Source organism: Anaerosinus sp. (assembly GCF_965318445.1).
Genome location: NZ_CBDNNH010000003.1, coordinates 193827 through 219292 on the forward strand (window position 1 = coordinate 193827; position 25466 = coordinate 219292).

The 25466-nt window shown below is 34.1% G+C and carries 21 protein-coding genes; 17 read left to right on the top strand and 4 right to left on the bottom strand.

The window, feature by feature from the left end:
* Positions 1 to 22: 22 nt before the first annotated feature.
* From lnu(B) to ACWZFG_RS03040, 7 genes are all read left to right on the top strand, one after another.
* The gene (gene lnu(B) / locus ACWZFG_RS03010; RefSeq protein ID WP_002294514.1) at positions 23 to 826 is read left to right on the top strand and encodes a lincosamide nucleotidyltransferase Lnu(B); all 804 of its coding nucleotides are present in this window, start codon (positions 23 to 25) and stop codon (positions 824 to 826) included.
* A 656-nt stretch (positions 827 to 1482) separates the two neighbouring features.
* Positions 1483 to 1977, top strand: a complete 495-nt coding sequence (locus ACWZFG_RS03015; protein WP_177504990.1) for a hypothetical protein — start codon at positions 1483 to 1485, stop codon at positions 1975 to 1977.
* A gap of 316 nt (positions 1978 to 2293) precedes the next feature.
* Complete coding sequence (locus tag ACWZFG_RS03020; protein ID WP_455577037.1) at positions 2294 to 4069, top strand: oleate hydratase; 1776 nt, start codon at positions 2294 to 2296, stop codon at positions 4067 to 4069.
* Between the two features lie 155 nt (positions 4070 to 4224).
* Positions 4225 to 4674, top strand: coding sequence for a metallophosphoesterase family protein (locus ACWZFG_RS03025; protein WP_418626659.1), 450 nt, complete (start codon positions 4225 to 4227; stop codon positions 4672 to 4674).
* A 74-nt stretch (positions 4675 to 4748) separates the two neighbouring features.
* On the top strand, positions 4749 to 5090 hold the full coding sequence (locus ACWZFG_RS03030) for a hypothetical protein (protein ID WP_455577029.1): 342 nt from the start codon (positions 4749 to 4751) through the stop codon (positions 5088 to 5090).
* Between the two features lie 178 nt (positions 5091 to 5268).
* Positions 5269 to 6234 (top strand): type I phosphomannose isomerase catalytic subunit, encoded by a 966-nt coding sequence (locus tag ACWZFG_RS03035; protein ID WP_455577030.1) that lies wholly within the window; start codon positions 5269 to 5271, stop codon positions 6232 to 6234.
* A gap of 164 nt (positions 6235 to 6398) precedes the next feature.
* Positions 6399 to 6872, top strand: coding sequence for a nucleoside deaminase (locus tag ACWZFG_RS03040; protein WP_177504993.1), 474 nt, complete (start codon positions 6399 to 6401; stop codon positions 6870 to 6872).
* Positions 6873 to 6928: 56 nt separating this feature from the next.
* Here ACWZFG_RS03040 and ACWZFG_RS03045 read toward each other — a convergent pair whose 3' ends face one another.
* Positions 6929 to 7600 (bottom strand): cyclic nucleotide-binding domain-containing protein, encoded by a 672-nt coding sequence (locus ACWZFG_RS03045; protein WP_177504994.1) that lies wholly within the window; start codon positions 7598 to 7600, stop codon positions 6929 to 6931.
* Positions 7601 to 7756: 156 nt separating this feature from the next.
* On the opposite strand from ACWZFG_RS03045, the gene ACWZFG_RS03050 reads away from it, so the two are divergent.
* From ACWZFG_RS03050 to ACWZFG_RS03095, 10 genes are all read left to right on the top strand, one after another.
* Positions 7757 to 8455: an ATP-binding protein gene (locus ACWZFG_RS03050; RefSeq protein WP_455577031.1), complete on the top strand. Its 699-nt coding sequence runs from the start codon at positions 7757 to 7759 to the stop codon at positions 8453 to 8455.
* A 14-nt stretch (positions 8456 to 8469) separates the two neighbouring features.
* On the top strand, positions 8470 to 10044 hold the full coding sequence (hcp, locus tag ACWZFG_RS03055) for a hydroxylamine reductase (protein ID WP_455577032.1): 1575 nt from the start codon (positions 8470 to 8472) through the stop codon (positions 10042 to 10044).
* Between the two features lie 80 nt (positions 10045 to 10124).
* A complete protein-coding gene (locus tag ACWZFG_RS03060) occupies positions 10125 to 11036 on the top strand; it encodes a DMT family transporter (protein WP_455577033.1) in 912 nt (303 codons plus the stop codon).
* Between the two features lie 121 nt (positions 11037 to 11157).
* Positions 11158 to 12381 carry a tryptophan synthase subunit beta gene (gene trpB / locus ACWZFG_RS03065; RefSeq protein WP_418626664.1) on the top strand — a complete coding sequence of 408 codons (1224 nt, stop codon included), beginning with the start codon at positions 11158 to 11160 and terminating at the stop codon, positions 12379 to 12381.
* Between the two features lie 107 nt (positions 12382 to 12488).
* Positions 12489 to 12980 carry a flavodoxin domain-containing protein gene (locus ACWZFG_RS03070; RefSeq protein WP_177504999.1) on the top strand — a complete coding sequence of 164 codons (492 nt, stop codon included), beginning with the start codon at positions 12489 to 12491 and terminating at the stop codon, positions 12978 to 12980.
* Positions 12981 to 13139: 159 nt separating this feature from the next.
* Positions 13140 to 14333 (top strand): MFS transporter, encoded by a 1194-nt coding sequence (locus ACWZFG_RS03075; RefSeq protein WP_177505790.1) that lies wholly within the window; start codon positions 13140 to 13142, stop codon positions 14331 to 14333.
* Positions 14334 to 14489: 156 nt separating this feature from the next.
* Entirely contained in the window at positions 14490 to 15632 is a 1143-nt protein-coding gene (locus tag ACWZFG_RS03080) for an iron-containing alcohol dehydrogenase (RefSeq protein WP_177505789.1), read from the top strand.
* 54 nt (positions 15633 to 15686) lie between these two features.
* Entirely contained in the window at positions 15687 to 16349 is a 663-nt protein-coding gene (sdaAB, locus tag ACWZFG_RS03085; protein ID WP_177505788.1) for an L-serine ammonia-lyase, iron-sulfur-dependent subunit beta, read from the top strand.
* 2 nt (positions 16350 to 16351) lie between these two features.
* Positions 16352 to 17251, top strand: coding sequence for an L-serine ammonia-lyase, iron-sulfur-dependent, subunit alpha (gene sdaAA / locus ACWZFG_RS03090; protein WP_455577034.1), 900 nt, complete (start codon positions 16352 to 16354; stop codon positions 17249 to 17251).
* Between the two features lie 52 nt (positions 17252 to 17303).
* Complete coding sequence (locus tag ACWZFG_RS03095) at positions 17304 to 19379, top strand: methyl-accepting chemotaxis protein (protein WP_177505787.1); 2076 nt, start codon at positions 17304 to 17306, stop codon at positions 19377 to 19379.
* A gap of 28 nt (positions 19380 to 19407) precedes the next feature.
* Here ACWZFG_RS03095 and ACWZFG_RS03100 read toward each other — a convergent pair whose 3' ends face one another.
* The 3 genes from ACWZFG_RS03100 to ACWZFG_RS03110 all read right to left on the bottom strand — a co-directional run bounded on the left by ACWZFG_RS03100 (position 19408) and on the right by ACWZFG_RS03110 (position 24770).
* Positions 19408 to 22008: a diguanylate cyclase gene (locus tag ACWZFG_RS03100; protein WP_177505786.1), complete on the bottom strand. Its 2601-nt coding sequence runs from the start codon at positions 22006 to 22008 to the stop codon at positions 19408 to 19410.
* A 195-nt stretch (positions 22009 to 22203) separates the two neighbouring features.
* Positions 22204 to 23277, bottom strand: a complete 1074-nt coding sequence (locus ACWZFG_RS03105) for a glycosyltransferase (protein ID WP_177505785.1) — start codon at positions 23275 to 23277, stop codon at positions 22204 to 22206.
* 14 nt (positions 23278 to 23291) lie between these two features.
* Positions 23292 to 24770, bottom strand: a complete 1479-nt coding sequence (locus tag ACWZFG_RS03110; protein WP_455577035.1) for a hypothetical protein — start codon at positions 24768 to 24770, stop codon at positions 23292 to 23294.
* Between the last annotated feature and the right edge of the window lie 696 nt (positions 24771 to 25466).

Here is a 25466-nt window from a genome sequence, read left to right on the forward strand (position 1 = left end):
ATTTACATGAAAGGGTGAAGAAATGTTAAAACAAAAAGAATTAATTGCAAACGTTAAGAATCTTACTGAGTCAGATGAACGAATTACAGCTTGTATGATGTATGGATCGTTTACCAAAGGAGAAGGTGACCAATACTCTGATATAGAGTTCTATATATTTTTGAAAGATAGTATAACCTCGAACTTTGATTCATCCAACTGGTTGTTTGACGTAGCTCCGTACTTGATGCTTTATAAAAATGAGTACGGAACAGAGGTAGTTATTTTTGATAATCTTATACGTGGGGAATTTCATTTCCTTTCTGAAAAAGATATGAACATAATCCCCTCGTTTAAAGATTCAGGTTATATTCCTGATACGAAGGCTATGCTTATTTATGATGAAACAGGGCAATTAGAAAATTATTTATCAGAGATAAGTGGTGCAAGACCAAATAGACTTACTGAAGAAAATGCTAATTTTTTGTTGTGTAATTTCTCTAATCTATGGTTGATGGGAATCAACGTTCTAAAAAGAGGAGAATATGCTCGTTCATTAGAACTCTTATCACAACTTCAAAAAAATACACTACAACTTATACGTATGGCAGAAAAAAATGCTGATAATTGGCTAAACATGAGTAAAAACCTTGAAAAAGAAATTAGCCTTGAAAATTATAAAAAATTTGCAAAGACCACTGCTCGATTAGATAAGGTAGAATTATTTGAAGCCTATAAAAATTCTTTGCTATTAGTTATGGATTTGCAAAGTCACCTTATTGAACAATACAACTTAAAAGTTACACATGACATTTTAGAAAGATTGTTGAATTACATTAGTGAATAGGAGAGTAACGTTATTTACAGTATTGGGTACTGAAAATTAACAGCATACCTCAGTTTTTCAAAAAACAGCGAAGCCTATGGATATGTTTCCGTCTACCGATAGTGTAAAAAACGCAGTAGATATGTTTCCGAGAACGGACATAATCAAATGACATTCATTCTATCCTCTCAAGCCATGTGGAGTGTGTAGCGTTGATAGTAAAGGAATAGAATATAGAGAGGAAACAAAAAATTCCTGCCCAATAATGACGTTATTTGGCAGGAATTTTTTGTTTGTTCGAGAAGTTAAAAAAATAGGAATGGTTTTTGTCTTGATTTGAATCAATTGGTACGAGAATCTAAGGAAAAAGAAGGGGATTATCATGCTCATTTGCTACTACAAGAAAAAGCATAAAACGCTTATTTCAAGACAAGTATAAAAGCGAAAAAATAAGAGATGATGGTTATAGTGGGGCTATAGTGGGGAAAATGATACTTTAGCAAATGAAATAAGACGAAAGAACCGTCAGTTTGTCGAGATATATAAGGGAATACAATTGCTGTTATTTACCACCCCGCTTTTTAATGACATTTAAAGCAATATCATGTATGATACTTTTTGAAGCGGTTGAAAAAGTTGCTGCTTTAAAGAAAAGTACTTACAGGAGGATATCTAGAATGAAGAAAAGTTTATTGGCATTAACGGCATTAGTAGCGTTGAATGTAACTTCCGTATTCGCTGCTCCGATAAATGATCTTTCGGAGGGGGAAACTGCTATTGGAATCGGAACTACAGAATATTATGTAGAACATCAACTTTCTGATAAGTTTACCATCGGGTATCAAAATGCGGATCGCAGGTATTATGGTGATATGGACGATATTTATGGACAATTTCGCATTAATGAAAATCTTCGGGCAATGGTCGGTAACCGCGATTTACCATATGATTCTTCGAATTTTTATGCCGGATTGGCTGCAAGTGCGCCGCTGGGCGATAGGATGACTGGGTATATTTCTTATGCGGTCGGAGGCGATTTTAAAGAAACTCAAATTGGAACTAACATTGCGATTGCATCTAATATTGATTTCAATGTAAATTACCATGCATTTAGTCCCGATCATGGACGAAATGAGGACAAGTTCGGTGTCGGTGCGACTGTAAAATTTTAAAAAGTAAGTTAAAAAGGCTGCTGTGCTGAGAAACGTGCGGCAGCCAGGTTTTTAGTAAGTATAGAATACCATAATGGTGCTAGAATGCGAGTTAAGCCATCAGTCGAGGCGCCTTTGAAAACAACTATGTAATAATTTAATCAATACATTTTATATTCACCCAGACTTATGTTTGGGTGAATTTTTATTATACAATTACGAAATTTTTATCAATGTAAATTAAGGCAATGTTTGTATATTGATGAATAGTTTATATAATCTGTGAAAATATAAATAGAGGTGTAAAATAAAATTTAGAAACAAAGGAGTTTTTATTATTTATTATTCTAGAGGTAATTATGAAGCTTTTGCTCGTCCGTTAAAACCAGAAGGTGTAGATAGAAAGACAGCTTATATCATAGGCTCAGGTCTTGCTGCTTTAGCGGCGGCTTTTTACCTTGTTCGTGATGGACAAATGAAGGGTGAAAACGTTCATATTCTTGAAAAGGAGCCTTTACCTGGGGGCGCATGTGATGGTTACCATTATGAAAATGTTGGCTATGTCATGCGTGGTGGACGTGAAATGGACAATCACTTTGAGTGTATGTGGGATTTGTATCGCTCTGTTCCTTCGATTGAGACCGAGGGGATTAGTGTGCTTGATGAGTATTATTGGCTTAATAAGAGAGATCCTAACTATTCATTGATGCGTGCAACAGTTAATCAAGGTGAAGATGCTCAAACTGAAGGTAAGTTTGGTTTAAGTGATAAAGGTGCAATGGAAATTATGCATCTATTTTTCACTCCAGATGAGAAACTGTATGATAAACGGATTGATGAGGTTTTTAGTAATGAAGTATTAGATTCTAATTTTTGGATGTATTGGCGCACTATGTTTGCTTTTCAAAATTGGCATAGTGCACTTGAAATGAAACTTTATATTAAACGGTTTATCCATCATGTTGGTGGTTTGCCAGACTTTCGGGCACTTCGTTTTACAAGATATAATCAGTATGAATCTATGGTTTTACCGCTCATTAAATATTTAGAATCCAATAATGTGCAGTTCCATTATGGTATCAAGGTTATTAACGTTGAATTTGATATTCAAAAGGATACGAAGATTGCAAAACGCGTAATTACTGTTTGTGATGGAAAAGAAAAAAATATTGATTTAGCGGAAGATGATTTGATTTTTATTACGAATGGAGGTTGTGTAGAAAATTCTACGATTGGAGATCAAGAGCATCCAGCTCCATTTAATAAGGAAACAACAGAAGGTGGGGGATGGGATATGTGGCGGAAAATTGCTGCACAAGATCCATCCTTCGGCAATCCTGAAAAGTTTTGTTATGCCCCGGAGAAGAGTAACTGGATGTCTGCAACTGTAACAACACTTGATGATCGTATACCTCCTTATGTGGAAAAAATATGTAAGCGCGATCCTTTTAGTGGAGGAGTAGTCACTGGCGGTATTGTTACAGCGAAAGATTCGAGCTGGCTTTTAAGCTGGACTTTTAATCGGCAGCCACAGTTTCGTGAACAAGCGAAGAATCAGCTTGTTGGTTGGATTTATGGTCTGTTTAGCGATAAAGAAGGAGATTTTGTAAAAAAGCCTATGCGTGAATGTACAGGGAAAGAAATTTGCATGGAATGGCTGTATCATATGGGAGTACCAGAAAGTGAAATTGAGGAGTTGGCTGAAAATAGCGCGAATACTGTGCCATGTATGATGCCGTATATTACAGCTTTCTTTATGCCGCGTGCAGCTGGAGATCGACCGGATGTTGTACCAAAGGGCAGTATTAATTTTGCATTCATTGGTCAATTTGCAGAGACTGTACGTGATACTATTTTTACAACAGAGTATTCTATTCGTACAGGTATGGAAGCGGTTTATACGCTTCTTAATATTGATCGTGGAGTTCCAGAAGTATGGGGGAGTACGTATGATATTCGAGATTTATTAGATGCTACAGTTAAGATTCGTGATGGTCAAAAAATTACGGATATGAAACTAAGTCTTACTCAAAAGGTTGCTCTAAAAGGTGTTCTGAAAAAACTTGAAGGAACTGACATTGAAAAACTGCTTAGAGAGTATCATTTAATTTAAAACTTATTTTATACAACAAAATTCATTCCAGGATAAATTTGTGTTCGGGTTGCGTCGTTCATTTAAAGGAATTTACAATAAAATTAGATGTTCAAGGCTTAAAGAGACATGATATAATGAAAGTCGCTGAAATAATGTACAGGAGAAGGGCACTTTTGAAGAAAGTTTTGATTATATCAGATACACATGGACTATTACGTGATGAAGTTAAAGCGAAACTGCCGACTGTAGATTTTGTAATTCATGCTGGTGATATTAATACGCCAATGGTTCTTCAATATTTAAATGAACATAGTGAACTATTTATTATTCGTGGGAACAATGATAAAGAATGGGCTTGCAATTTACCCAAAATCCTTGTAATAACCATTGAAGGGGTACGGATTCTACTTGTTCATAATAAAGAAGATATACCAAAAGAATTAACAAATATTGATGTGGTTATTTACGGTCATTCCCATAAATACGATGATAAAATAGTAGATGGAGTATTGTGGCTAAATCCAGGAAGTTGTGGAAAACATCGATTTGATTTACCAATTAGTATGTGTGAGATGTGGATTAGTGGGGGAGTTTACAAATATGAGAAGATCATTATAGAATAGATGAAGTTTAGTAAATAAATATAAATTAATAAGGGATAGACACAGATTGTGGTCTTAGATTTTAATTTAAGCAAGTGGATAACACGAGTGAAATAGCGTATACAATCATAGCAATGTCAAGGTATAATTTGAATATACTTATTGATATTGCTATGATTTTTATTTCTTTACAAATAAAAAATCGGGCGAGATTAAAGAAAGCTATCGCTTATAACTTTGGTGAAATAAAAGCCATGGTTATGGTGTTAATTTGCGATTTAATGTCAATTATGAGTCGAAATGAATTTGAAAATTTAGATGAGATTTATGATGAAATACAAAGTGTCGAGAGATGGGCAATATGGCGTAAATTTATTATCGTAATTGACAGAATTATGAAATGTTGTTATCTAAAGGTAAGATACCAACTAAGGTGAATATAGATTTGTGAGGCATTAGTAAAAGTGATATAATGACTTGATTAGATTATTTTGTAAATTAATATTTAGGATTGGTTTGAATAGTTTTAATATAAAAAAATGACTAAATAAATGCTCGCTAATTTTTAATATAAAGAGATTTAAGAGATTCTATTAGAAAATGGAGGCGGAGAATTTGCTATATCCATTACAATTACAAGGAATGATGAAAGATTATATTTGGGGAGGAACAAAGCTTAAAACTGATTTTCATAAGCGAACTGAGTTTGAAAAGGTGGCGGAAAGCTGGGAGCTGTCTTGTCATAAAGCTGGGCAAAGTGTTGTGCTCAATGGCGAATATGCAGGACTAAAACTTTCGGATTACATAGAAAAAGCGGGTAAAGCGGTATTAGGGAAAAATGCAGAAAAGTTTACTGACTTTCCTATCTTAATCAAGTTAATTGATGCTGCAGACAACTTATCTGTACAAGTGCATCCTGAGAATGAATATGCTTTACGAGTTGAAGGTGAATATGGGAAAACAGAGATGTGGTATATTGTTGACTGTGAGCCAGGTGCAACTTTGCTTTATGGTTTTAAAGAAAAGATTAGTAAAGAAGAGTTTAAAAAGAGGATTGAAAATAATACATTATTAGATGTATGCAACAGTGTACCGGTGAAAAAAGGCGATGTTTTCTTTATTGATGCGGGAACGCTCCATGCAATTGGCAAAGGTATCGTAATCGCTGAAATTCAGCAGAATTCTAATACGACATATCGTATTTATGACTATGGTCGGATTGGTTCTGATGGTAAGCCACGTCAATTACATATAGAAAAGGCATTGGATGTAACTCATTTAAATCAGCCAACAAAACCATGTACGGCGGAAGCCACGATGAGCTTTTTTGCTGATTTTTCAATGAAGTTACTTGCTCAATGTGAATATTTTAAAGTTTATTTATTTGATGTAAAAGAACAATGCAATCTTTATGCTGATGATTCTTCTTTTCAATCCATTCTTGTGCTAGATGGTGGAGTAGAATTGGTAAATAGGGATAAAACTATGAAAATAGGTAAAGGTGACAGTATTTTTATTCCGGCTAGTATGGGGGAATATAAAATTAACGGAAAAGGTAAATTTATTTTAAGTATGGTATAAAGTAATAAAATCAGAGTTGAAAAAACTATTCAGTTTTTCATCAGGTATATTTTAAAATAGGATGAATGCCATGGATAGATAAATGAGGATGAATTGTTAAGTTAATTCTTTACAGCTAAGAAGCATTTAGATTTTATGCAGATGTAGGCAAAGGAGGATTTCTGATGAGCAGCGAACGTTTTATGGCAATGGCGGCAGATGAATCACAAAAAAATCTTTTGACGAATGAGGGCGGCCCTTTTGGTGCTGTTATTGTTAAGAAAGATAAAGTCGTTGGATGTGGACACAATCAAGTGCTTCTAAAACATGATCCTACGTGTCATGCAGAAATGCAGGCAATAAGAAATGCGTGTGAAAATTTAAAGACGCATGATCTTAGCGACTGCACCATCTATACTTCTTGCTACCCTTGTCCAATGTGTCTGAGTGCAATTATATGGGCAAATATAAAGACCGCTTATTATGGGAATACCGCAAGTGATGCTGCTAATATTGGATTTAGAGATGATTTTATATATAATTTCATTGAAGATAAATGCAAGGATTCTACAACTTTGGAGTTGAAACAGTTAGCCCGAAGTGAAACAATTAAAGCTTTTGAATTATTTCAAAAAAAATCAGATAAAACAATATACTAACTTGTTTTATCTGATCTGAAATAACTTTATAAAATTTTGCTAAATATGAAAATGTATCATAGGCTTCCTATAAATTTGAAGGTATTACATTCGAATTTAAGGAGGCCTTCTTTTTGTAATTTAGATAATTCACTTGACATAGCGCTGCGATCTACCGATAAATAATCGGCTAATTCCTGACGATTAAAAGGAATCGTAAATGTGTGATGATTCGATATTTTTGCTTGGGCAGATAAATAAGAAATTAATTTTTCGCGTGTGGTACGTTGTGTGATGTGTTCAATTTTTTGTGTAAGTAAAATATTTTTATTTGCAATAATTTTTAGCATATTTTGAATGAGATATGAGTGAAAAAGGCAGGAAGATGAACAAGTGTTTATAATTCGCTTATAATCTATAAGCATGATTTCTGTTCTTTCATTCGTTACAATACTAACAGGTATTTTCTCTACTTGCGCGCAGGAAAATGTTTCAGCAAAAATATCACTTATGCCAATTTGGGAGATAATTCTTCGGTTTCCCCAGAAGTCTTCTTTAATGATATGAACGGAGCCTCTTAAAACGATACCTACGGTTGAAACGTTATCGCCGTCATTAAAAATAAAGGTGTTTTTGGGATATGTTTTTTCTTGAACAGATAAGCAATTTAACATTATTTCTAGGTCTTTCTCCGCTATGTTATAAAATAACGGAGATTTTTTTAATACATTAAATTTAATATTTTCCATAAAAATCTCCAAACTGTTGTAAAAACAACAGATTTATTTTTTTTAGCATAGTAAAATAACAGCATAAAGTCAAGTTAAGTCGATGATAGATTACGGATAATTCGTAAATAATATTTGGGAATTTCATGATGAAGGGAGAGAAAACTAGTTATGGTAATGAGAAAGATTATAAAAATTGATGAAGAAAAGTGTAATGGGTGTGGTATTTGCGCTGATGCATGCCATGAAGGTGCAATAGAAATAAAAAATGGTAAAGCAAATTTAATTCGTGATGAATATTGTGATGGTTTAGGTGATTGTTTACCTGCTTGTCCAACGAATGCGATTACTTTTGAGGTTCGGGAGGCAGATGAATATAATGAATCTATTGTAAAGGAGCGAATGGCAAAAAGAAAAATGAAGTCTACTTGTGCAAGTGGTAGTTGTCCCGGAAGTCAAGCGCAAAAGATTATGGTTAAGCATGAAAGAGAAGATGAGAATATGAATATTGGTAGTGAACTTATGCAATGGCCGCTTCAAATAAAACTTGTTCCAGTACATGCACCTTATTTTGATGGAGCACGATTACTTGTTGCCGCAGATTGCAGTGCATTTGCATATGGGGATTTTCATCGTAAGTTTATGCGAAATCATATTACTCTGATTGGTTGTCCAAAATTAGACAGTGTAGATTATAGCGAGAAATTAACTGAGATTATTCGAGAAAATGAAATAAAAAGTGTAACGGTTGTACGCATGGAAGTTCCGTGTTGTGGAGGTATTGAGAATGCTGTTAAACGGGCTTTGCAAGAAAGTGGGAAATTTATCCCGTGGCAAATCGTTACGATTTCTACAAAAGGTGAAATTTTAAATTAGGAGGAGTTAATTTTATGGAAAATATGTTTTGTTTTCAATGTGAGCAGACTGCGGGAAGTGTTGCCTGTAGAGGAAAGGCTGGGGTATGCGGTAAAAAAGAAAATACTGCGAATTTACAAGATGCATTGACCAGTGCGCTAATTAGCTTGGCCTGTGTTGCGAAAGAAAACGCAATCAATGTGACAGAACAGACACAGCGGATTATTTTAGAGGGATTATTTACTACAGTAACAAACGTTAGTTTTGATGATGCGGCGATAAGTAGACAAATTGAGATTACAAAAAATGAAACAGAAAAGCTAAACCGTAATAAGAATGATTATAAAGCATATGAAATGGAGAATATTTGGCGGGCAAATGAGGATATTCGTTCACTTAAGTCTTTGATTTTATTTGGATTAAGAGGTATGGCGGCATATGCTTATCATGCATTTTTGCTTGGATACAAAAATAAAGAAGTAAGTGATTTCTTTTATCAAGGGTTATATGCAATTAGTCAAGATTGGTCAATGGAAAAATTATTACCGGTTGTTATGGAAACGGGTAAAGCAAATTTGAAATGTATGGAGTTACTAGATAAGGCGAACACTGAAACTTATGGAAACCCAGTACCTACGACAGTTCCGTTGACTGTAGAAAAAGGTCCGTTTATTGTCGTAACGGGACATGATCTATATGATTTATATTTATTATTAGAGCAAACAAAGGATAAGGGGATTAATATTTATACGCATGGGGAAATGCTGCCTGCACATGCGTATCCAAAATTAAAAGCGTATCCTCATTTAAAAGGAAACTTTGGTACTGCGTGGCAAAATCAACAAAAAGAGTTTGACCATATTCCGGCGCCAGTTTTATTTACAACAAATTGCTTGATGCCAGTAAAAGATAGTTATCGTGATCGTGTATTTACAACGGAAGTAGTTGCATATCCAGAGATGGTGCATATCGATGATGAGCGCGATTATACTCCGGTCATTGAAAAAGCTTTGGAATTAGGAGGATATAAAGAAGATACCGTGTTTATTGGGATTAACGGAGGAAAAACGGTTACGACTGGCTTTGGGCATAACACGGTTTTATCTGCTGCGGATAAGGTGATTGATACAGTGAAAAAAGGTGATATTCGTCACTTCTTATTGGTTGGTGGATGCGATGGTGCGAAACCAGGACGCAATTACTATACTGACTTTGTAAAAAAATCGCCGCAAGATACAATTATTTTGACATTAGCATGTGGAAAGTTTAGATTTAATGACCTTGATTTAGGAACAGTTGCTGGCTTACCTCGCATTATGGATATGGGACAATGTAATGATGCATATAGTGCAATTCGCGTTGCTATTGCTTTAGCTGAGGCATTTAAGTGTGAGGTTAATGAATTACCATTAACTTTAGTGCTATCATGGTATGAACAAAAAGCAGTTTGTATTTTATTAACTTTATTATCATTAGGGATAAAGAATATTTATTTAGGGCCAACATTACCTGCCTTTGTATCGCCAAATGTATTGAATTATTTAGTGGAGAATTTTAATATTTCATCAATTAGTACGCCGGAGGAAGATTTGAAAAAAATCTTAGGATAGGTAAATAAAAAGACTCTCTTTGCAGTAGACGAAAGTATGGAAATCTGTTACTGTAAAGGGAGTATTTTTTATTTAAGGGGTTGTTTACAGATATGTATGCAGAAGTAAAATATATTTGTGCAATGATGATCTTTGGGACAGTCGGGATTTTTGTTAAAAACATATCCCTTTCGGCTGGGGAAATTGCTTTGTTTCGTGCTTTAATTGGTACGGGAGCGATATTGATATATCAATTTTTGTGGGGACGAAATATTTCTTTTTGTCAGATTAAATCAGATTTGCCATGGTTATTAGCATCGGGAATCGCTATGGGAGTGAATTGGATTTTTTTATTTGAGGCCTATCATTATACAAGTATTTCTTTAGCTACCTTGTGCTATTATTTTGCACCTGTTATTGTAATGATGATTTGTCCCATATTATTTAAAGAAAAGTTGGGTTTAAAACAAAGTATTTGCTTTATTATGGCGACTGTTGGGTTGGTATTAATTATTGGTGTTAGCCTGGGGGAAGCAAAGAATCACTTTTTAGGGATTCTTTTTGGATTAGGGGCGGCAATTTTCTATGCAACAGTAGTTTTATTAAATAAATATATAAAGAAAGTAATGGGGGTAGAGCGAACTCTATTGCAATTTGTTGCAGCAATTTTTGTATTATTGCCATATGTATGCTTTAGTAATGGTATTCATGTTAGGACTTTGGATGGTTGGGGAATTTTTAATTTGATTTTTTTAGGCGTAATTCATACAGGTTTTACCTATTGTTTGTATTTATCTTCAATAAAAATGTTGACAGGACAAAAAATTGCATTAATGAGTTATATAGATCCAATTTTTGCAATAATAATTTCCTCATTTCTTTTAAATGAAACGATGAGTTTTTTACAAATTATTGGTGGGGGATTAATTTTAGGGTTTACACTTTTAAGTGAGATTGATGTAAGCTCTTTGATAAGGCTTGATAAATATATTAGAGGTTCAAAAAAACTATAATTCTTTTGGAAAAGACAAAATAAAAATATAGATGATTTTTAATCTGATTATTTGTATCCTTGTAAAGATTATCACATATTGCTATACTAAAATGGTATGAAAATGATTTGGAGGTTGCTGCATGGATTTTAGAAGATATTTAAAAGATTATCCTGATAAAAATGGTAGATTTGGTGTATATGGTGGAGCATACTTACCTGATGAATTGACACCTGCTTTTGAAGAAATTGCAGATGCTTATCAGACAATTTGCCACTCATCTCAATTTATCAATGAATTAAGAAGAATTCGACGAGAATTCCAAGGTAGACCGACCCCTGTGTATCATTGTGAGAGATTATCTAAAAAAATTGGTAACTGTCAAATTTATTTAAAAAGAGAAGATTTAAATCATACTGGCGCCCACAAATTGAATCACTGTATGGGCGAAGGCTTGCTTGCTAAATTTATGGGAAAAAAACGGTTGATTGCTGAAACTGGAGCGGGTCAGCATGGGGTAGCGCTTGCAACGGCTGCTGCATTCTTTGGATTAGAATGTGAAATACATATGGGAGAAGTCGACATTGCAAAACAAGCACCAAATGTAACTCGAATGAAAATTCTTGGTGCGAATGTTGTCCCTGTATCGCATGGGTTGAAAACATTAAAAGAAGCAGTGGATTCTGCATTTGAATCTTATGCAAAAAATTATAAAGACTCTATTTATTGTATTGGCTCGGCTTTAGGACCTCATCCATTTCCATTGATGGTACGTGATTTTCAAGCAGTTATTGGCTATGAAGCAAAAGATCAGTTTAAAGAAATGACAGGATTACTTCCTGATGTAGTATGTGCTTGTGTTGGCGGGGGAAGCAATGCAGCGGGAATGTTTATTCCATTTTTAGAAGAACCTATAGATATTGTTGGGGTTGAACCTTTAGGAAAAAGTAGCAACTTAGGTGACCATGCTGCATCAATGTCGTATGGTGAACGCGGAATTATGCATGGATTTGAAAGCATTATGCTAAAAGATCATCAAGGAGAACCAGCCCCTGTATACTCAATTGCAAGTGGATTAGATTATCCATCCGTTGGACCAGAACATGCATTTTTACATGATTTGGGGAGAGTTAAATATGGTACAAGTTCAGATGAAGAAGCGATTGATGCTTTCTTTAAATTATCTCGGTATGAAGGTATCATTCCTGCTTTAGAAAGTTCGCACGCTGTTGCTTTTGCTATGAAAAAAGCAAAAGCAATAAAGCAGGGCTCCATTTTAGTTTGTTTAAGTGGTCGTGGCGATAAAGATATTGATTATGTAGTTGAGAAATATGGTTATGGAGAGCAATATAACGACTTTAAATAATAAAGCTCATATGCAAAATTTTTATAATAAATTATATACAGGAAATGAATTAGGAATATTGAATTAAATCAATGTTAAATAAATTAAAGAAAGAAGTGTGTTTTTTTTTGAAGATTTCGATTTTGTATTATAGCAAGGGTGGTAAAACAAAAATTATGGCAGAAGAGGTTGCATTAGGAATGAAACAAATCCAAAATATAGAGGTGCGACTTTTTGATTTAAGCTGTAATGAGATAGATGAGAAATTTTTATCAGAAAGCAAAGCTGTTGTTTTTGGAACGCCTACATATTATGCGAGCTCTTGCTGGCAGATAAAAAAATGGTTTGATGAATCTCACAAATATAATTTGGCAGGAAAATTAGGAGCTGCTTTTGCGACAGCTGATTATGCACAAGGCGGTGCAGATTGTGCTATTTCTTTTATTTTGCATCATTTGATGGTAAAAGGAATGCTCGTATATTCTGGTGGAAGTGCATATGGACAGCCATTCATTCATCTTGGCGCAGTCGCATTAAAAGAAAATTTTGAAGAAAGCAAACAGATGTTTCAGGTTTTTGGAGAAAGAATCGCGAAAAAAGCTGCTGAACTATTTAGTTAGAAGTTAATAGATACAAAAAAGGAGCGTTGCATATGCAATGCTCCTTTTTTTGCATATTGAAAAAGAAATGAGTCATAATAACGATAAGGTTCTATCTTAAAAAATTTTTATTTAAATTTTTTAAAAATGTGATAATTTATCATTAAAAAGGAGAAGTAAATGCAAAGTAAAATATGGTATAAATGGATTATTTTAATAGGGTGTTTTTTATTAATGGCTTTTCCTTTTAGTATAGTAAATTCCATTCAGCCATTATTTATGAGTTCGGTCGTAGAAAATTTAGGGTGTAGTATTAGTGCTTTTTCTTTAATTTTTACAATAAGCGCAGCTGTGATTGCAATTGCATCTCCGTTGATTGGATATCTCATAAAAAAAATAAATTTAAAAATTATTATGACAATAAGTGCTATTTTAGTAGGAAGTGGATTTTTAAGCTATGGTTTTGTAAAAAATATTACAGAGTTTTATACTATTGCAGTATTTATAGCAATTGGTATGGCGGGCTTAACGTCAATTCCAATTGCTACAGTTATTACAAACTGGTTTGGAGAATGGCGCGGAACAGCGATGGGAATTGCATTCGCAGGTGCAGGCATGGGAACTTTTTTTTGGATGCAAATTGTATCAGATAAAATCATAGAATTTGGGTATGAAAAAACATATCTTTTTCTTGGTTTAATTATATTGATGATTGCGGTTCCTGTCTCATTATTTATTATGAAACTTTCACCTCATTCAAGTGATAAGAATAATTTTATCAGAAGGGTTCTTGAAGATAATCCGAATATTAAAATTAACAATAAGTCAAGCTTATCTAATCTCTGGACAAATAAAACTTTTTGGCGGTTTACTATAGGGCTTTTATTTTTAGGTATTACAGTGTCTGGGGTTCAAATACATGTACAATCTTATTTGTCATCTTTAGGATATGGACTGGAGTATGGAGCAAATATTGGTTCAACATTAGCAATTTCAGCATTAGTGGGAAGTATCCTTGGTGGAGCTGTGTTTGATTCGATGAAAACGAAATATGCAATTTTATTTTTTAGTGGATTGAATTTTATTGCGATATGTTTATTGTTTTTTATGGAGCAATCAACTATTCCGTATGTTTTTGCAATTATTTTTGGTCTTAGTTTATGTATGCCTTCTTTGTGGCCGGCGTATGGAGTGGGAAAGTTATTTTCTAAAGAAAACTATGCTGCAATTCTAGGTATTGCACAGTTGTTTTTTACTGTAGGTGGGGGAATAGGACCTCTTTTTTCTGGTTTTATGGCAGATATAATAGGATATTCTTTCGCTTGGGGAATATATCTTATTTTTACTATCGGTTACATTTTTTTATTTATCTAATTTTTTAATAAATTACTTTTGAAAAAAATAAAAATGCAAAAAAACATAGGCCGATTTTATCATTTTGTGAAAAAAATTGTTTCTATTGAAGGTAGTTTAACTATTTTGTAGAATTTTAAATTGTATTAAGGATAGGTTTTGTTAGGAGCGGGATAAATGATTTCTTATAATTTTTATAATCCAACCAAATTAGTTTTTGGTGAAAATACGATTGAGAAAATAGGCGAAATGCTTTCTAATGTGGGGAGTAAGAAAGTTTTGATGATTGCTGGAAGTGGCTCAATTAAAAAAAATAATGTTTATGATATCACGATAAATTCTTTGCAGAAAAATGGAATTGAGTGGATGGAATGTTGGGGGGTAAGGGCCAATCCTTCTTTAGCCAAAGTTCGGGAAGCAATTGCGATTGCGAAAAAAGAAAAAGTTGATGCTGTATTAGCTGTTGGCGGTGGTAGTGTTATTGATACAACTAAAATTGTAGCAGCAGGAGTTTATGTAGACGATATTTGGAAAGTTTTTGAAAGAAAAGAAAAAATAAAAAAAGCTTTGCCGATTTTTACAATTTTAACATTATCAGCAACTGCATCGGAGATGAATTGTAGTGCAGTAATTAGTAATGATGAAGAAAACAAAAAATGGGGAACAGGAAGTCCCCTTTTATATCCGGTTGCTTCTATTATTCAACCTGATGTGCAGAATACATTGCCATGGAATCAAACTGTAAATGGGGCGCTTGATGCTATGGCGCATATTATGGAATATTACTTTATTGGCACGAATGAGGAAACGAGTATTGCTGTCAATGAAGCTTTATTAAAAACAATTATTAAGTCCGTAGAAGGTTTAAAAGTAGATGCTAAAGACACGATAAGTAGAGCGAATTTAGCTTGGGCAATTACTTTGGGCTTGAATGGAATCAGCGGTGCGGGGCTTAAAGGTGGAGACTGGGCATGTCATGATATGTCCCATAGTATTAGTTGTATGTATCCCCAGATTGCACATGGCGGGGCATTAGGGGTTATTTTTCCGGCATGGATGAAGTATGTTTGTGATAGTAACCCACAACAATTTAAACGTTTTGCCAAGAATGTTTTATTGACCGATGATATTGAAAGTGGAATATATGAATTAAAACAACTACTTAAATCTTGGAATGCAGCTACGTCATTGCGTGAGCTGGGAGTAAAAGAAGAAGATTTACGAAAATTAGCTGAAATGACAGTTTCTCGAGGAAACATTGGTAAATTAAGTGTTTTAAGATTAGCTGATGTGAGAAAAATCTTAGAATTTGCATTTTAATTTGTGAAGGGCAAATCCTATGTATAAAGATTAGTTACTATGGGAGGTGAGACGGTGAACGGTGTTTTTGATATTATAGGTCCAGTTATGATTGGTCCGTCTAGCTCTCATACCGCTGGTGCTGTGCGATTGGGAATAATGGCAAGGAAAATATTAGGGGAAGAGCCTGTAAAGGCAACGATTGGCTTTCATGGGTCTTTTTCGCAGACCTATAAAGGGCATGGAACGGATAAAGCGATTATTGCAGGTATTATGGGCTTTGAGACAGATGATGAAAGAATAAAGAAATCGTTACATATTGCCGACGAAATAGGATTGGAACATCAATTTAATCGAATTGATTTAGGAGATGTTCATCCCAATACTGCTGTTATTTATTTAATAGGAAAAGCTGGTAGGACAACTCGTGTTGTTGGATCATCTATCGGCGGTGGCAATATTTTAATTACTCAAATTGATGGATATGCAGTCGAGCTTACAGGACGATATCCTACGCTGATTAATATACATCATGATAAGCCAGGAATTATTACACAGGTAACAAAAGTTTTGTCCCAAAATAATATAAATATTGCATTTATGCGCGTGTCGCGACAAATTCGGGGAGAGGATGCGATGATGATTATTGAAGTAGATGAGCCAATTAATAAAGATGTTTTAAATAAAATACAAACTGTAGAAGGGGTTTATCATTGTTTTAGTATTCCTCCAATTTAATCGTGAAGAAGGAGTATGGGATGATTCAATTTAATTACATTCGTGATTTGGTTACATTAGCGAATGAAAAATCAATAACAATAGCAGATATTGTCTTAAAGTATGAAGCTAAGAAATCGCAGCTATCTGAAGAATTTTTAAGAAAGCAAATGAAGGAAAATTGGCAGGTGATGAAGGAGGCGGCTCATAAAGGGATTTTAAAGAATGAAAAGTCTGCAAGTGGGTTAGTTGGTGGTGATGCACGTAGTATAAACAATTATCTAAGTAAAGATAGTGAAAATTTTTCAGGAGCAACGGTACTTAAGACAGCCGCATATGCAGTTGCTATTTCTGAAGTTAATGCTGCTATGGGGAAGATTGTGGCTTGTCCAACTGCGGGATCCTGTGGTATTTTGCCAGCGGCTATTTTGGCAGCAGTAGAAAAATATCCTGTTAGTGAAGATAAAATTGTAGATGCTTTATTTACGGCAGCAGGGATTGGAATAATTATTGCGCGAAATGCGTCTATTGCAGGTGCGCAAGGAGGATGCCAAGCTGAATGTGGTTCAGCTGCTGGAATGTCAGCTGGTGCTCTTGTTTGTTTAGCGGGAGGAACGCCTGAGCAAATTGGTGATGCTGTTGCATTGGCAATAAAAAACTTATTAGGACTTGTTTGTGATCCTGTTGCAGGACTGGTAGAAGTTCCATGTGTTAAAAGAAATGGATTTGCAGCTGTTCATGCGATGTTAGCTGCAGATATGGCATTGGCTGGAGTAAAAAGTGTAATTCCAGTAGATGAAATAATTGAAGCTATGTATAAAATCGGTCTAGCTATACCTAAAAGTTTACGTGAAACTTCGGAGGCTGGGCTAGCGGATACTCCTACTGCACGAAAATTTGAAGGACAGATTCATAAAATTTAAAATGATTATTCTTTAATGAAAGTACGTAGGAGTTATTTGAGAGGAGAAAATTATGGGGAATATATTTAGTAATTTAGGGATTAAAAATAAAATTGTAATTTCTTTTATTGGGATTTTTGTATGTATGATGTTTGTTTTAGGATTAATTTTAGACGATGTGATTGCTAATAAAAGCAAAACAGATTTTATTGATGCAGCAAATCGAGAATTGAAACAGGTCGATAATGCAGTTGAAATCATGTTTTTAGATTTAAAGGAAAATCTTTATATGATTGGTAATAATGATGCATTAAAACAAGGGGGCAATATTACCGTTTATAAAAATATGAAGTCTACATCAGCAGATGGTATGATTCCAATGACTCCTCTAGAAAATGGAGGCTTTGAAGCTGATGTATATAATGTTTTTGATAATTTTGGTAAAAGTCATGATAGAATTGTTTCAGTAGTAAGTTATGGAACCATAGATGGTGGTTTTTTACAATGGCCAGCTGTACCTAGGAAAGAAGGATATGATTCTAGAAGTCGTGATTGGTATAAAAATAGTATGGAAAAGCCGAATGAAATCATCATAACTGATCCATTTATGACATCAAAGGGTGTGCCGACAATTGGAATTTTTATGGTCAAGAAGGATTTAAATGGCAACCCGCAAGGCGTTTTAGGATTAAATGTTGATTTGCCAATTGTGACGAAACTTATTTCTGATATTAAAATTGGCGAAACTGGCTATATTATCTTAACAGATAGAAATGGAATAATTATAGCTGATCCTGAAAATCCAGATTTGAACTTTAAGAATCTTAATGATACAGGAATTGATGGATTTAATGAGATCGCAAGTTTAACAGAAGGATCTAAAGAAGTTAAAATAGATGGTGTAACTAAATTAGTTGCCGCATACTCATCCGAGAAAACCGGCTATCGCTACATAACGGTTGTAGATAAATCTCAGCTTATGGCAGGAGTAAATGAAGTTCGCAAAATTTTATTCTTTGTATTGTTAGGTGCTATGATTCCAATTGTTTTAGCGGCATATTGGTTATCTAATCAAATTGTAAATCCATTAAAAAAATTAGAAAATGCAGCAGGCAATATTGCTGATGGTGATGTTAGAGCAGTCGATATTGATATTCATTCAAAAGATGAAATTGGAAATTTGGCAACTTCATTTACAACGATGAATAATCAACTGAGAGAATTAGTTGCACAAATTAATAAGAGTGCTGAGGAGGTATCGGTTGCATCATCTGAATTATCTACAGGGGCTGAGCAAACTGCAGATACAATTGTTCATGTGGCAGAAACAATTGGCACCGTTGCAGAGTCTTCAATTAAACAGACGGATACAATTAATCATATGGTAGATTTAGTTCGGGGGATGGCAGATGGAATTCGAGGGATTGCTGAGAATTCAGAGAATATGCAAGGTGTATCAAAAAAAGCTGGTCATGCGGCAGTAGATGGTGGTGCTGCAATTGAACGTGCGATAAATCAGATGGACAAAATAGAGAGTACTGTTGCGGAATCTTCTAAGGCGGTAGAAGTTTTGGGACAACGTTCTAAACAAATTGGTGATATTGTAGGTACGATTGCAAGTATTGCTGCACAAACTAATTTACTAGCATTAAATGCAGCTATAGAAGCTGCTAGGGCTGGTGAGCAAGGACGTGGATTTGCCGTTGTAGCAGATGAAGTAAGAAAGTTAGCTGAACAATCACAAGCTGCTACGTCGGAAATTGCTCAAATTATTGGTGAGATACAAACGGATACTGATAGAGCTGTGAATGCGATGAATGCAGGAACTCAAGAAGTTAGAGTAGGTAATGAGGTTGTTGGTGTAGCAGGTACTCAATTTAAGCAAATTGCTAACTTAATAGAACAAGTGGATGACTTAATAAAACAATTAGCTGCAGGGGCAGATTCTATTGCTCAAGATAGCACGACCGTTTTAAGTGCTGTCGAAGAGGTTGATAAATCTACAAAAAATATTGCTACAGATATTGATAGTATTTCAGCATCAACTGAAGAACAATCAGCTTCTATGGAACAAATTTCAGCATCTAGCCAAGGGTTAGCAAGAATGGCGGAATTATTGAAAAATGCAATAGGAAAATTTAAATATTAAAAATAGCAAGCCTTTAGGCTTGCTATTTTTAATATTCGTCGTATAAGGCAAAGCAATCTTTACCTTTTCGTTTAGCTTTATACAAGGCTGCATCTGCTTTATATAAAAGTTCATCATAATTAGATCCGTCATCTAGATTTATCGCAATTCCGGCACTGCCGGATATTTTATAGTTTGGATAATCTTTCAAATGAATCGTGTGGAAAAATTTGCAAATACCAGTAGCTTTTTTTAATAGTACTTCTTTTGATGCAACATTTTTTAATAAAACGACAAATTCGTCGCCGCCAATTCTGCCAATGATATCAGTAGAACGGAATAAAATGCGTAGATTATTTGAAACCATTTTTAAAACAATATCACCATTTAAATGTCCAAAAGTATCATTGATTGCTTTGAAGTTATCAATATCAATAATGATTAATGCATTATAAGAGCTTTCATCGCATTCATTTAAATACTGGTTAATGAGAGAGATCGTTGTATTATGATTGTAAAGTTGAGTTAAAGTATCTCGTTCAGCTAATTTTCGTAAATGATCAGTTTCTTGTTTGTGTGAATCAATATTTGCAATTTTTCCGATAATTAATTTAGGGGTTTTATCAAAGTTAAAAATCGTTACAGCTTGGAGTTTATACCAAGAATATCCTTGTCTCTTATTTAACCTTAATTCAGTAGTTCCAGAAGATGCACCATTTTTAAATGAATCATAAAAACCTAAAAAAGTTTCAATGTCTTCATCGTAAATTAACTGGTATTCAATAAAGTTTTTTCGGATATTTTTCATTGGCGGATTTAATCCGGTAACTTCTTCATATTTTTTAGAAAAACTAATAGATTTTGTTGCGAAATTATACTCAAATAAGATATCATCAGATAATTCAGCTAAAGTACGATAGCGTTCGCTCTCGAGTTCTAAAGTTCTTTGTAATTCCTTACTATGAGTGATGTCAATGAATACACATTGAAAAACAGGTGTAATAATTTCATCATCTACACGATTTCCATGTAATAATACCCATGATATATTTTTATCTTTATGAACTACACGGTATTCGATTTTTATAGGGTAATTTTTATGTGCGTTAGCACGTAGGTATGACAATACCCTGTCAATATCTCTAGGATGAATGATTTTTGCTAAAGCACGTTTACCTAAGGCTATATATTCATCTCGGGTATAGCCGATCAGCTCATAATAGCCATCATTAGCAAATAAAATCGATATATTACTTCCAATGAAGATTTTTGCAACACCGCCAGGGATACTATTTGTGAGCGTCTCTAATTCTTGTGTTGTTTGCTTCATTGGAGTGATATCAATAAATACACAATTTATCGTAGGAGGTGTTTGAATATCTTCTTGGTTATTTACGCATTGCCCATTTAATAATATCCAAAAAATTGTACCATCTTTATTCCTAATACGAAATTCGCATGAAATTAATTCGGTAGATTTTAATTGTTCTATAATAGAATTAAAAGTGGTTATAGCATCTGGTGGATAAATGATAGGATAAAAGGCATTTTTAAATTTTATATGAATTTCATCTCTTGTGTAATTTAACATAGAATAATAAGAATCGTTTGCATATTTAATTGTAAGGTTTTCATCGCAAGATAGAACAATAACAACTCCATTAATGTTATTAGTAGTAGCTTCAAGGGTATTTTTACTTTTTTGTAATTCATTAAAACTATGCTTTAAATATAAAATTGTAGCTAAAATAACAATTAATAAAAGAAGAAGAACTTTTATGCACAAAGCTAATGCGTTCGTAGAAATTTCCCTATGTTGTTTTGCAATTGTTTCAGCTGGTATGATGTTAAAAAGATACCAATCATTTAATCCAATAGGCTGAAAATTGGCATAATACTCCTGATTGTTTAAAATATAGTGAATTGTATTTTTTTTATTATCTGCTAAGTTATCTATTATATGAGACAATGTTTCGTCGTCTTGAAAATTAGCATTTTCTAATATTTTTAGCCAGTTACTTTGATTTTGGGTATTTTGAGTGGACGCGATTATGTTCCCTGACCGGCTAATAATAATTGATAAACTTGTGTTGTCAAATGTGTTTGCTTTTAATAAATCAGAAAAATATTCGGACTGATAGGTGGCGCGCAAGACCCCTATAGTTGTGTTGTCTTTATGAATAGGAACAGCAAAAACAATAATAGATTTTTCATCTACGCTTGATTGTAAAACATCAGAAATACTATTATTGCCCGCTAAGGCTTGTTTGAAATATTCTCGTGAAACATTATTTTGTGTTTTGCCATCAGTTGTATAACTTGTACCATCGGATGTCATTATGGCCATTCGTAATAAAAAATGGTTATCTATTTGATTGCTTAAATATAATAGAGCCTCGTTGCTTGTAATATCGTCATAATGTAAGCTAAGAGTATCTGCTTGTATTTTTAGCTTAGCAAAAGTATCAATATAATTTTTATCTAGAGAATATAAGGTTTGTTGCGTATTATAGGATAATTTTTCTTGGGTTGATTCTTTAAGGTTTTTATCTAATGAAATTTGAAATTGGCTAAAGAATAATGTGCAAATTAAAATTAAAAGAGAAAATATTAGAATTAACTTTAAAGAAAATGTAAGCTTTTTATTCAAATAGAACACGCTCCATAAATGAGATAAATAAACTGTTTTTAAGAAATTAATTCTATTTATATCATATAAATTCCATTTTATTTCAGTATTTGATAACATATTAGCATAGTTTGGTAAAAAAAAATACAATATTAACCTAAAATATTAAAATTTATAAAAATAAAATGGAGTTGAATTTTCAACTCCATTTTATTTTTATAAATGTTCTTTTATATATTGCCGATTACATTCTAATCGTTTATCATGTGGAGCATATTTTATTGCTTGATTAACATAGTCGTAAGCTTTTTCATATAGTCCTATATTAGTGCATGCTAAAGAGGCTAAATCGTAAGGAGTAAAACCCCACGCACGTGGTTCGTTAATATAAGTCATAGGACGCGTTGTTATGCCAAGTGCTTTTTCGGCTGCAAATAGAACACCATACCAATTTTCTTGATGATAATATAGCATTGCTAAATCAATATATGGTTCTCTTAAATGAGGAGCTTCTGCCATTGCTCGAAGTAACCATTTTTCACATTCAACGTGGTTTTGGAGATTGTAATATGCATTTGCAATAAATCGCATAGAGGCACAACGTTCATCAATCCAGGTGGATTTGGGTAAATTAAGATGTTTTTTTAATGTATCAATGCATTGATTCCATTTTCCATAATACATATATTCTCTACCAAGATAGTGCATGTTTCTATCATTTGTAGGATCTTCTTCAATGGATAATTCTAATAAAGGAAGGTATTGTGATCTTGGCTTGGTATGATCTGGAAAATGATTTAATTGTATACCATATAAAATAGTAGTAAGATAGGATTCTTCTTTTTTTGGAGAAAGTATTTCATGAACTGGATTTACCCATTTAAAATCATGACGGGAGTGAATTTTATCAACCCAAAATACTGTTCCCTCAGAGCCATCATCGTTAAAACTCCATGTATATCTATATTGACCTCTTTTAGTTTCTGAAGTCCATTGTGATTCTAATTTTTTACGCCAGCCCGATTCAAGAACTTCATCTAAATCAGTGCAAACACAAATATCTACTTCTGATGGGATTAAATCTAAGGATTTATTTCTAGCTACATCAAAGCGCCAAGGGGAAATTATTTCTGTTTTGACGATAGCACCGTATTCTTTAAGAATTTTAGCTGTATTATCAGTGGATCCTGTATCAAGCACAACGACAAAATCGGCTTCATTCATTGAATCCATCCAACGTTTAACAAATTTTTCTTCGTTTTTAGCAATGGCATATACGCAGATTTTCATGAAAACACTCCATTCTATAAATGATTATCAATAGATTCGCTTAAAGAAATCATCTTTATAGATGCATCGACGACATCTACAGAGGCATTATCATGCGAATTTAAAACTAAGGATAAAACATCGTGGTGTGAATGTATGCTGATTAATGCAGATCCAACTAAGGTTATAAACTCACATCTAGCTACAGCTCCAGAAACTCTAAAGTTGCTACCGGAAACTTTAGTATCGTTTAAAAGCAAATATCCTTCTAAGTCATATGGTCCACGATCCACTTTCACAATTATGTTCCAACAAACTTTATATAGCTTATTAGAAGGAAGTGATATTTCTCTAAAATTGCTAGAGGAGGATACTGTTGGACCATTTGACGTAATAACACGCAATGGTAAAGCTCCTTTAGTTGTTTTAAAGCAACAACATCGTAAAGCAAAATCTCCGTAAATTGTATTGTATATACAACACGGACCAGTAGGTCCAGTTCTGCCGGTAGCACCAGTAGCACCAGTAGGTCCAGTTCTGCCGGTAGCACCAGTAGCACCAGTAGGTCCAGTTCTGCCGGTAGCACCAGTAGCACCAGTAGCACCAGTAGGTCCAGTTCTGCCGGTAGCACCAGTAGCACCAGTAGCACCAGTAGGTCCAGTTCTGCCGGTAGCACCAGTAGCACCAGTAGCACCAGTAGCGCCGGTAGCACCAGTTGCACCAGTAGCGCCAGTAGCACCACTTGCGCCAGTAGCACCACTTGCACCAGTAGCACCAGTTGCGCCAGTAGCACCACTTGCGCCAGTAGCACCAGTTGCGCCAGTAGCACCAGTTGCGCCAGTAGCACCAGTAGCGCCAGTAGCACCAGTAGCGCCAGTAGCACCAGTAGCACCAGTTGCGCCGGTAGCACCAGTAGCACCAGTAGCACCAGTAGCACCAGTAGCGCCGGTAGCACCAGTTGCACCAGTAGCGCCAGTAGCACCACTTGCGCCAGTAGCACCACTTGCACCAGTAGCGCCAGTAGCACCAGTAGCACCAGTTGCGCCAGTTGCGCCGGTAGCGCCGCAAATTGAATTTAAGAATACATTTGCATCTGTACTAAAAACTGATTCGGTAGTAATTGTTCCTTGGTCATTAAAGGTAAAGGTCATTTTCCCATTATTTCCTAATATACAAAGATTATTAGGAATGGATATTAAAGTAACTTCAAACTCAATTGGAATTGTTACATGTGGATTTACAGCGCCAAAATTTATTCCTGTAGGTAATTTCGTTATATCATAACTGTCTCCGTCAATAGTTAAACTATTAGGGACTGCCTGAAAATAGGTTGCTAATGTGTCTGAAAAAGTTACATCAGTTAGTCGAACATCACTTTCGTTGTGAAAATATAATTTATACGTTAAGGTATCATTTAATTTTACAACACTCGGGGATACAAATTTTTCAAATTCAATATTAGGTGGCTTACTAGCTCTAAATAGGTCTTGTTGAACTTTTTTTGAATCTTTCATAAAATCTCTCCTCCTAAAAATTTCATATACATTATTAGGTTATGAATTTTATTTATTTTATGGAACATAAACTAAATAAAAAAAGCACTCATGATAAATAGAGTGCTTCTCTTTGAAAAGAGAGAAGAGTGTGTATGAGATTTACTAGGGGTATAATCATATAATAAAAAGAGTTATATGACAAAATTGTGACAAATTTAGCTTGAAGCTAAGAACTGTAAAGTAAAACTAGATGAAGAAACTATTATATATGTTAAAAGGCTATACAATTAACCATAGGAAAAAATAAAGCTGAGAGAGTTTTTGGGGAAAGAGAGCAAATGTTTAATATTAATTACATTATCAGGTTATTGTTGTCAGAGAAGCAGCTGTGTATTTGTCATACTGAAGTGTAAAATAATTGAATATAAATAGTTAAAAGATTAAGCAAAAATACGAGGATAAAAAAATTCTCGTATTTTTTCATAAAAGATATTGACAAAAAAGAATGAAGCGTGTAATATAATACAAGTCGCTAACGAGCGGCACGGGAAGTAAACTTTATCAATCATCTTAAAAAAAGATGTTGACAAAGCAAATCGCTTCTGATAATATAAATGAGCTGGTTACGCCAGCAATCAAGTGTTCCTTGAAAACTAAACAATGTAGATATTAAGTAATGTATTACTTGATTCAATTATGCCAGATGTGCGGGTT

Excerpts from the sequence above, each read along its gene's own strand:
- ACWZFG_RS03015 (WP_177504990.1), top strand. The coding sequence starts at position 1,483 with ATGAAGAAAAGTTTATTGGCATTAACGGCATTAGTAGCGTTGAATGTA.
- ACWZFG_RS03040 (WP_177504993.1), top strand. The coding sequence starts at position 6,399 with ATGAGCAGCGAACGTTTTATGGCAATGGCGGCAGATGAATCACAAAAA.
- ACWZFG_RS03045 (WP_177504994.1), bottom strand. The coding sequence starts at position 7,600 with ATGGAAAATATTAAATTTAATGTATTAAAAAAATCTCCGTTATTTTAT.
- ACWZFG_RS03050 (WP_455577031.1), top strand. The coding sequence starts at position 7,757 with ATGAGAAAGATTATAAAAATTGATGAAGAAAAGTGTAATGGGTGTGGT.
- hcp (WP_455577032.1), top strand. The coding sequence starts at position 8,470 with ATGGAAAATATGTTTTGTTTTCAATGTGAGCAGACTGCGGGAAGTGTT.
- trpB (WP_418626664.1), top strand. The coding sequence starts at position 11,158 with ATGGATTTTAGAAGATATTTAAAAGATTATCCTGATAAAAATGGTAGA.
- ACWZFG_RS03075 (WP_177505790.1), top strand. The coding sequence starts at position 13,140 with ATGCAAAGTAAAATATGGTATAAATGGATTATTTTAATAGGGTGTTTT.
- ACWZFG_RS03080 (WP_177505789.1), top strand. The coding sequence starts at position 14,490 with ATGATTTCTTATAATTTTTATAATCCAACCAAATTAGTTTTTGGTGAA.
- ACWZFG_RS03095 (WP_177505787.1), top strand. The coding sequence starts at position 17,304 with ATGGGGAATATATTTAGTAATTTAGGGATTAAAAATAAAATTGTAATT.
- ACWZFG_RS03105 (WP_177505785.1), bottom strand. The coding sequence starts at position 23,277 with ATGAAAATCTGCGTATATGCCATTGCTAAAAACGAAGAAAAATTTGTT.
- ACWZFG_RS03110 (WP_455577035.1), bottom strand. The coding sequence starts at position 24,770 with ATGAAAGATTCAAAAAAAGTTCAACAAGACCTATTTAGAGCTAGTAAG.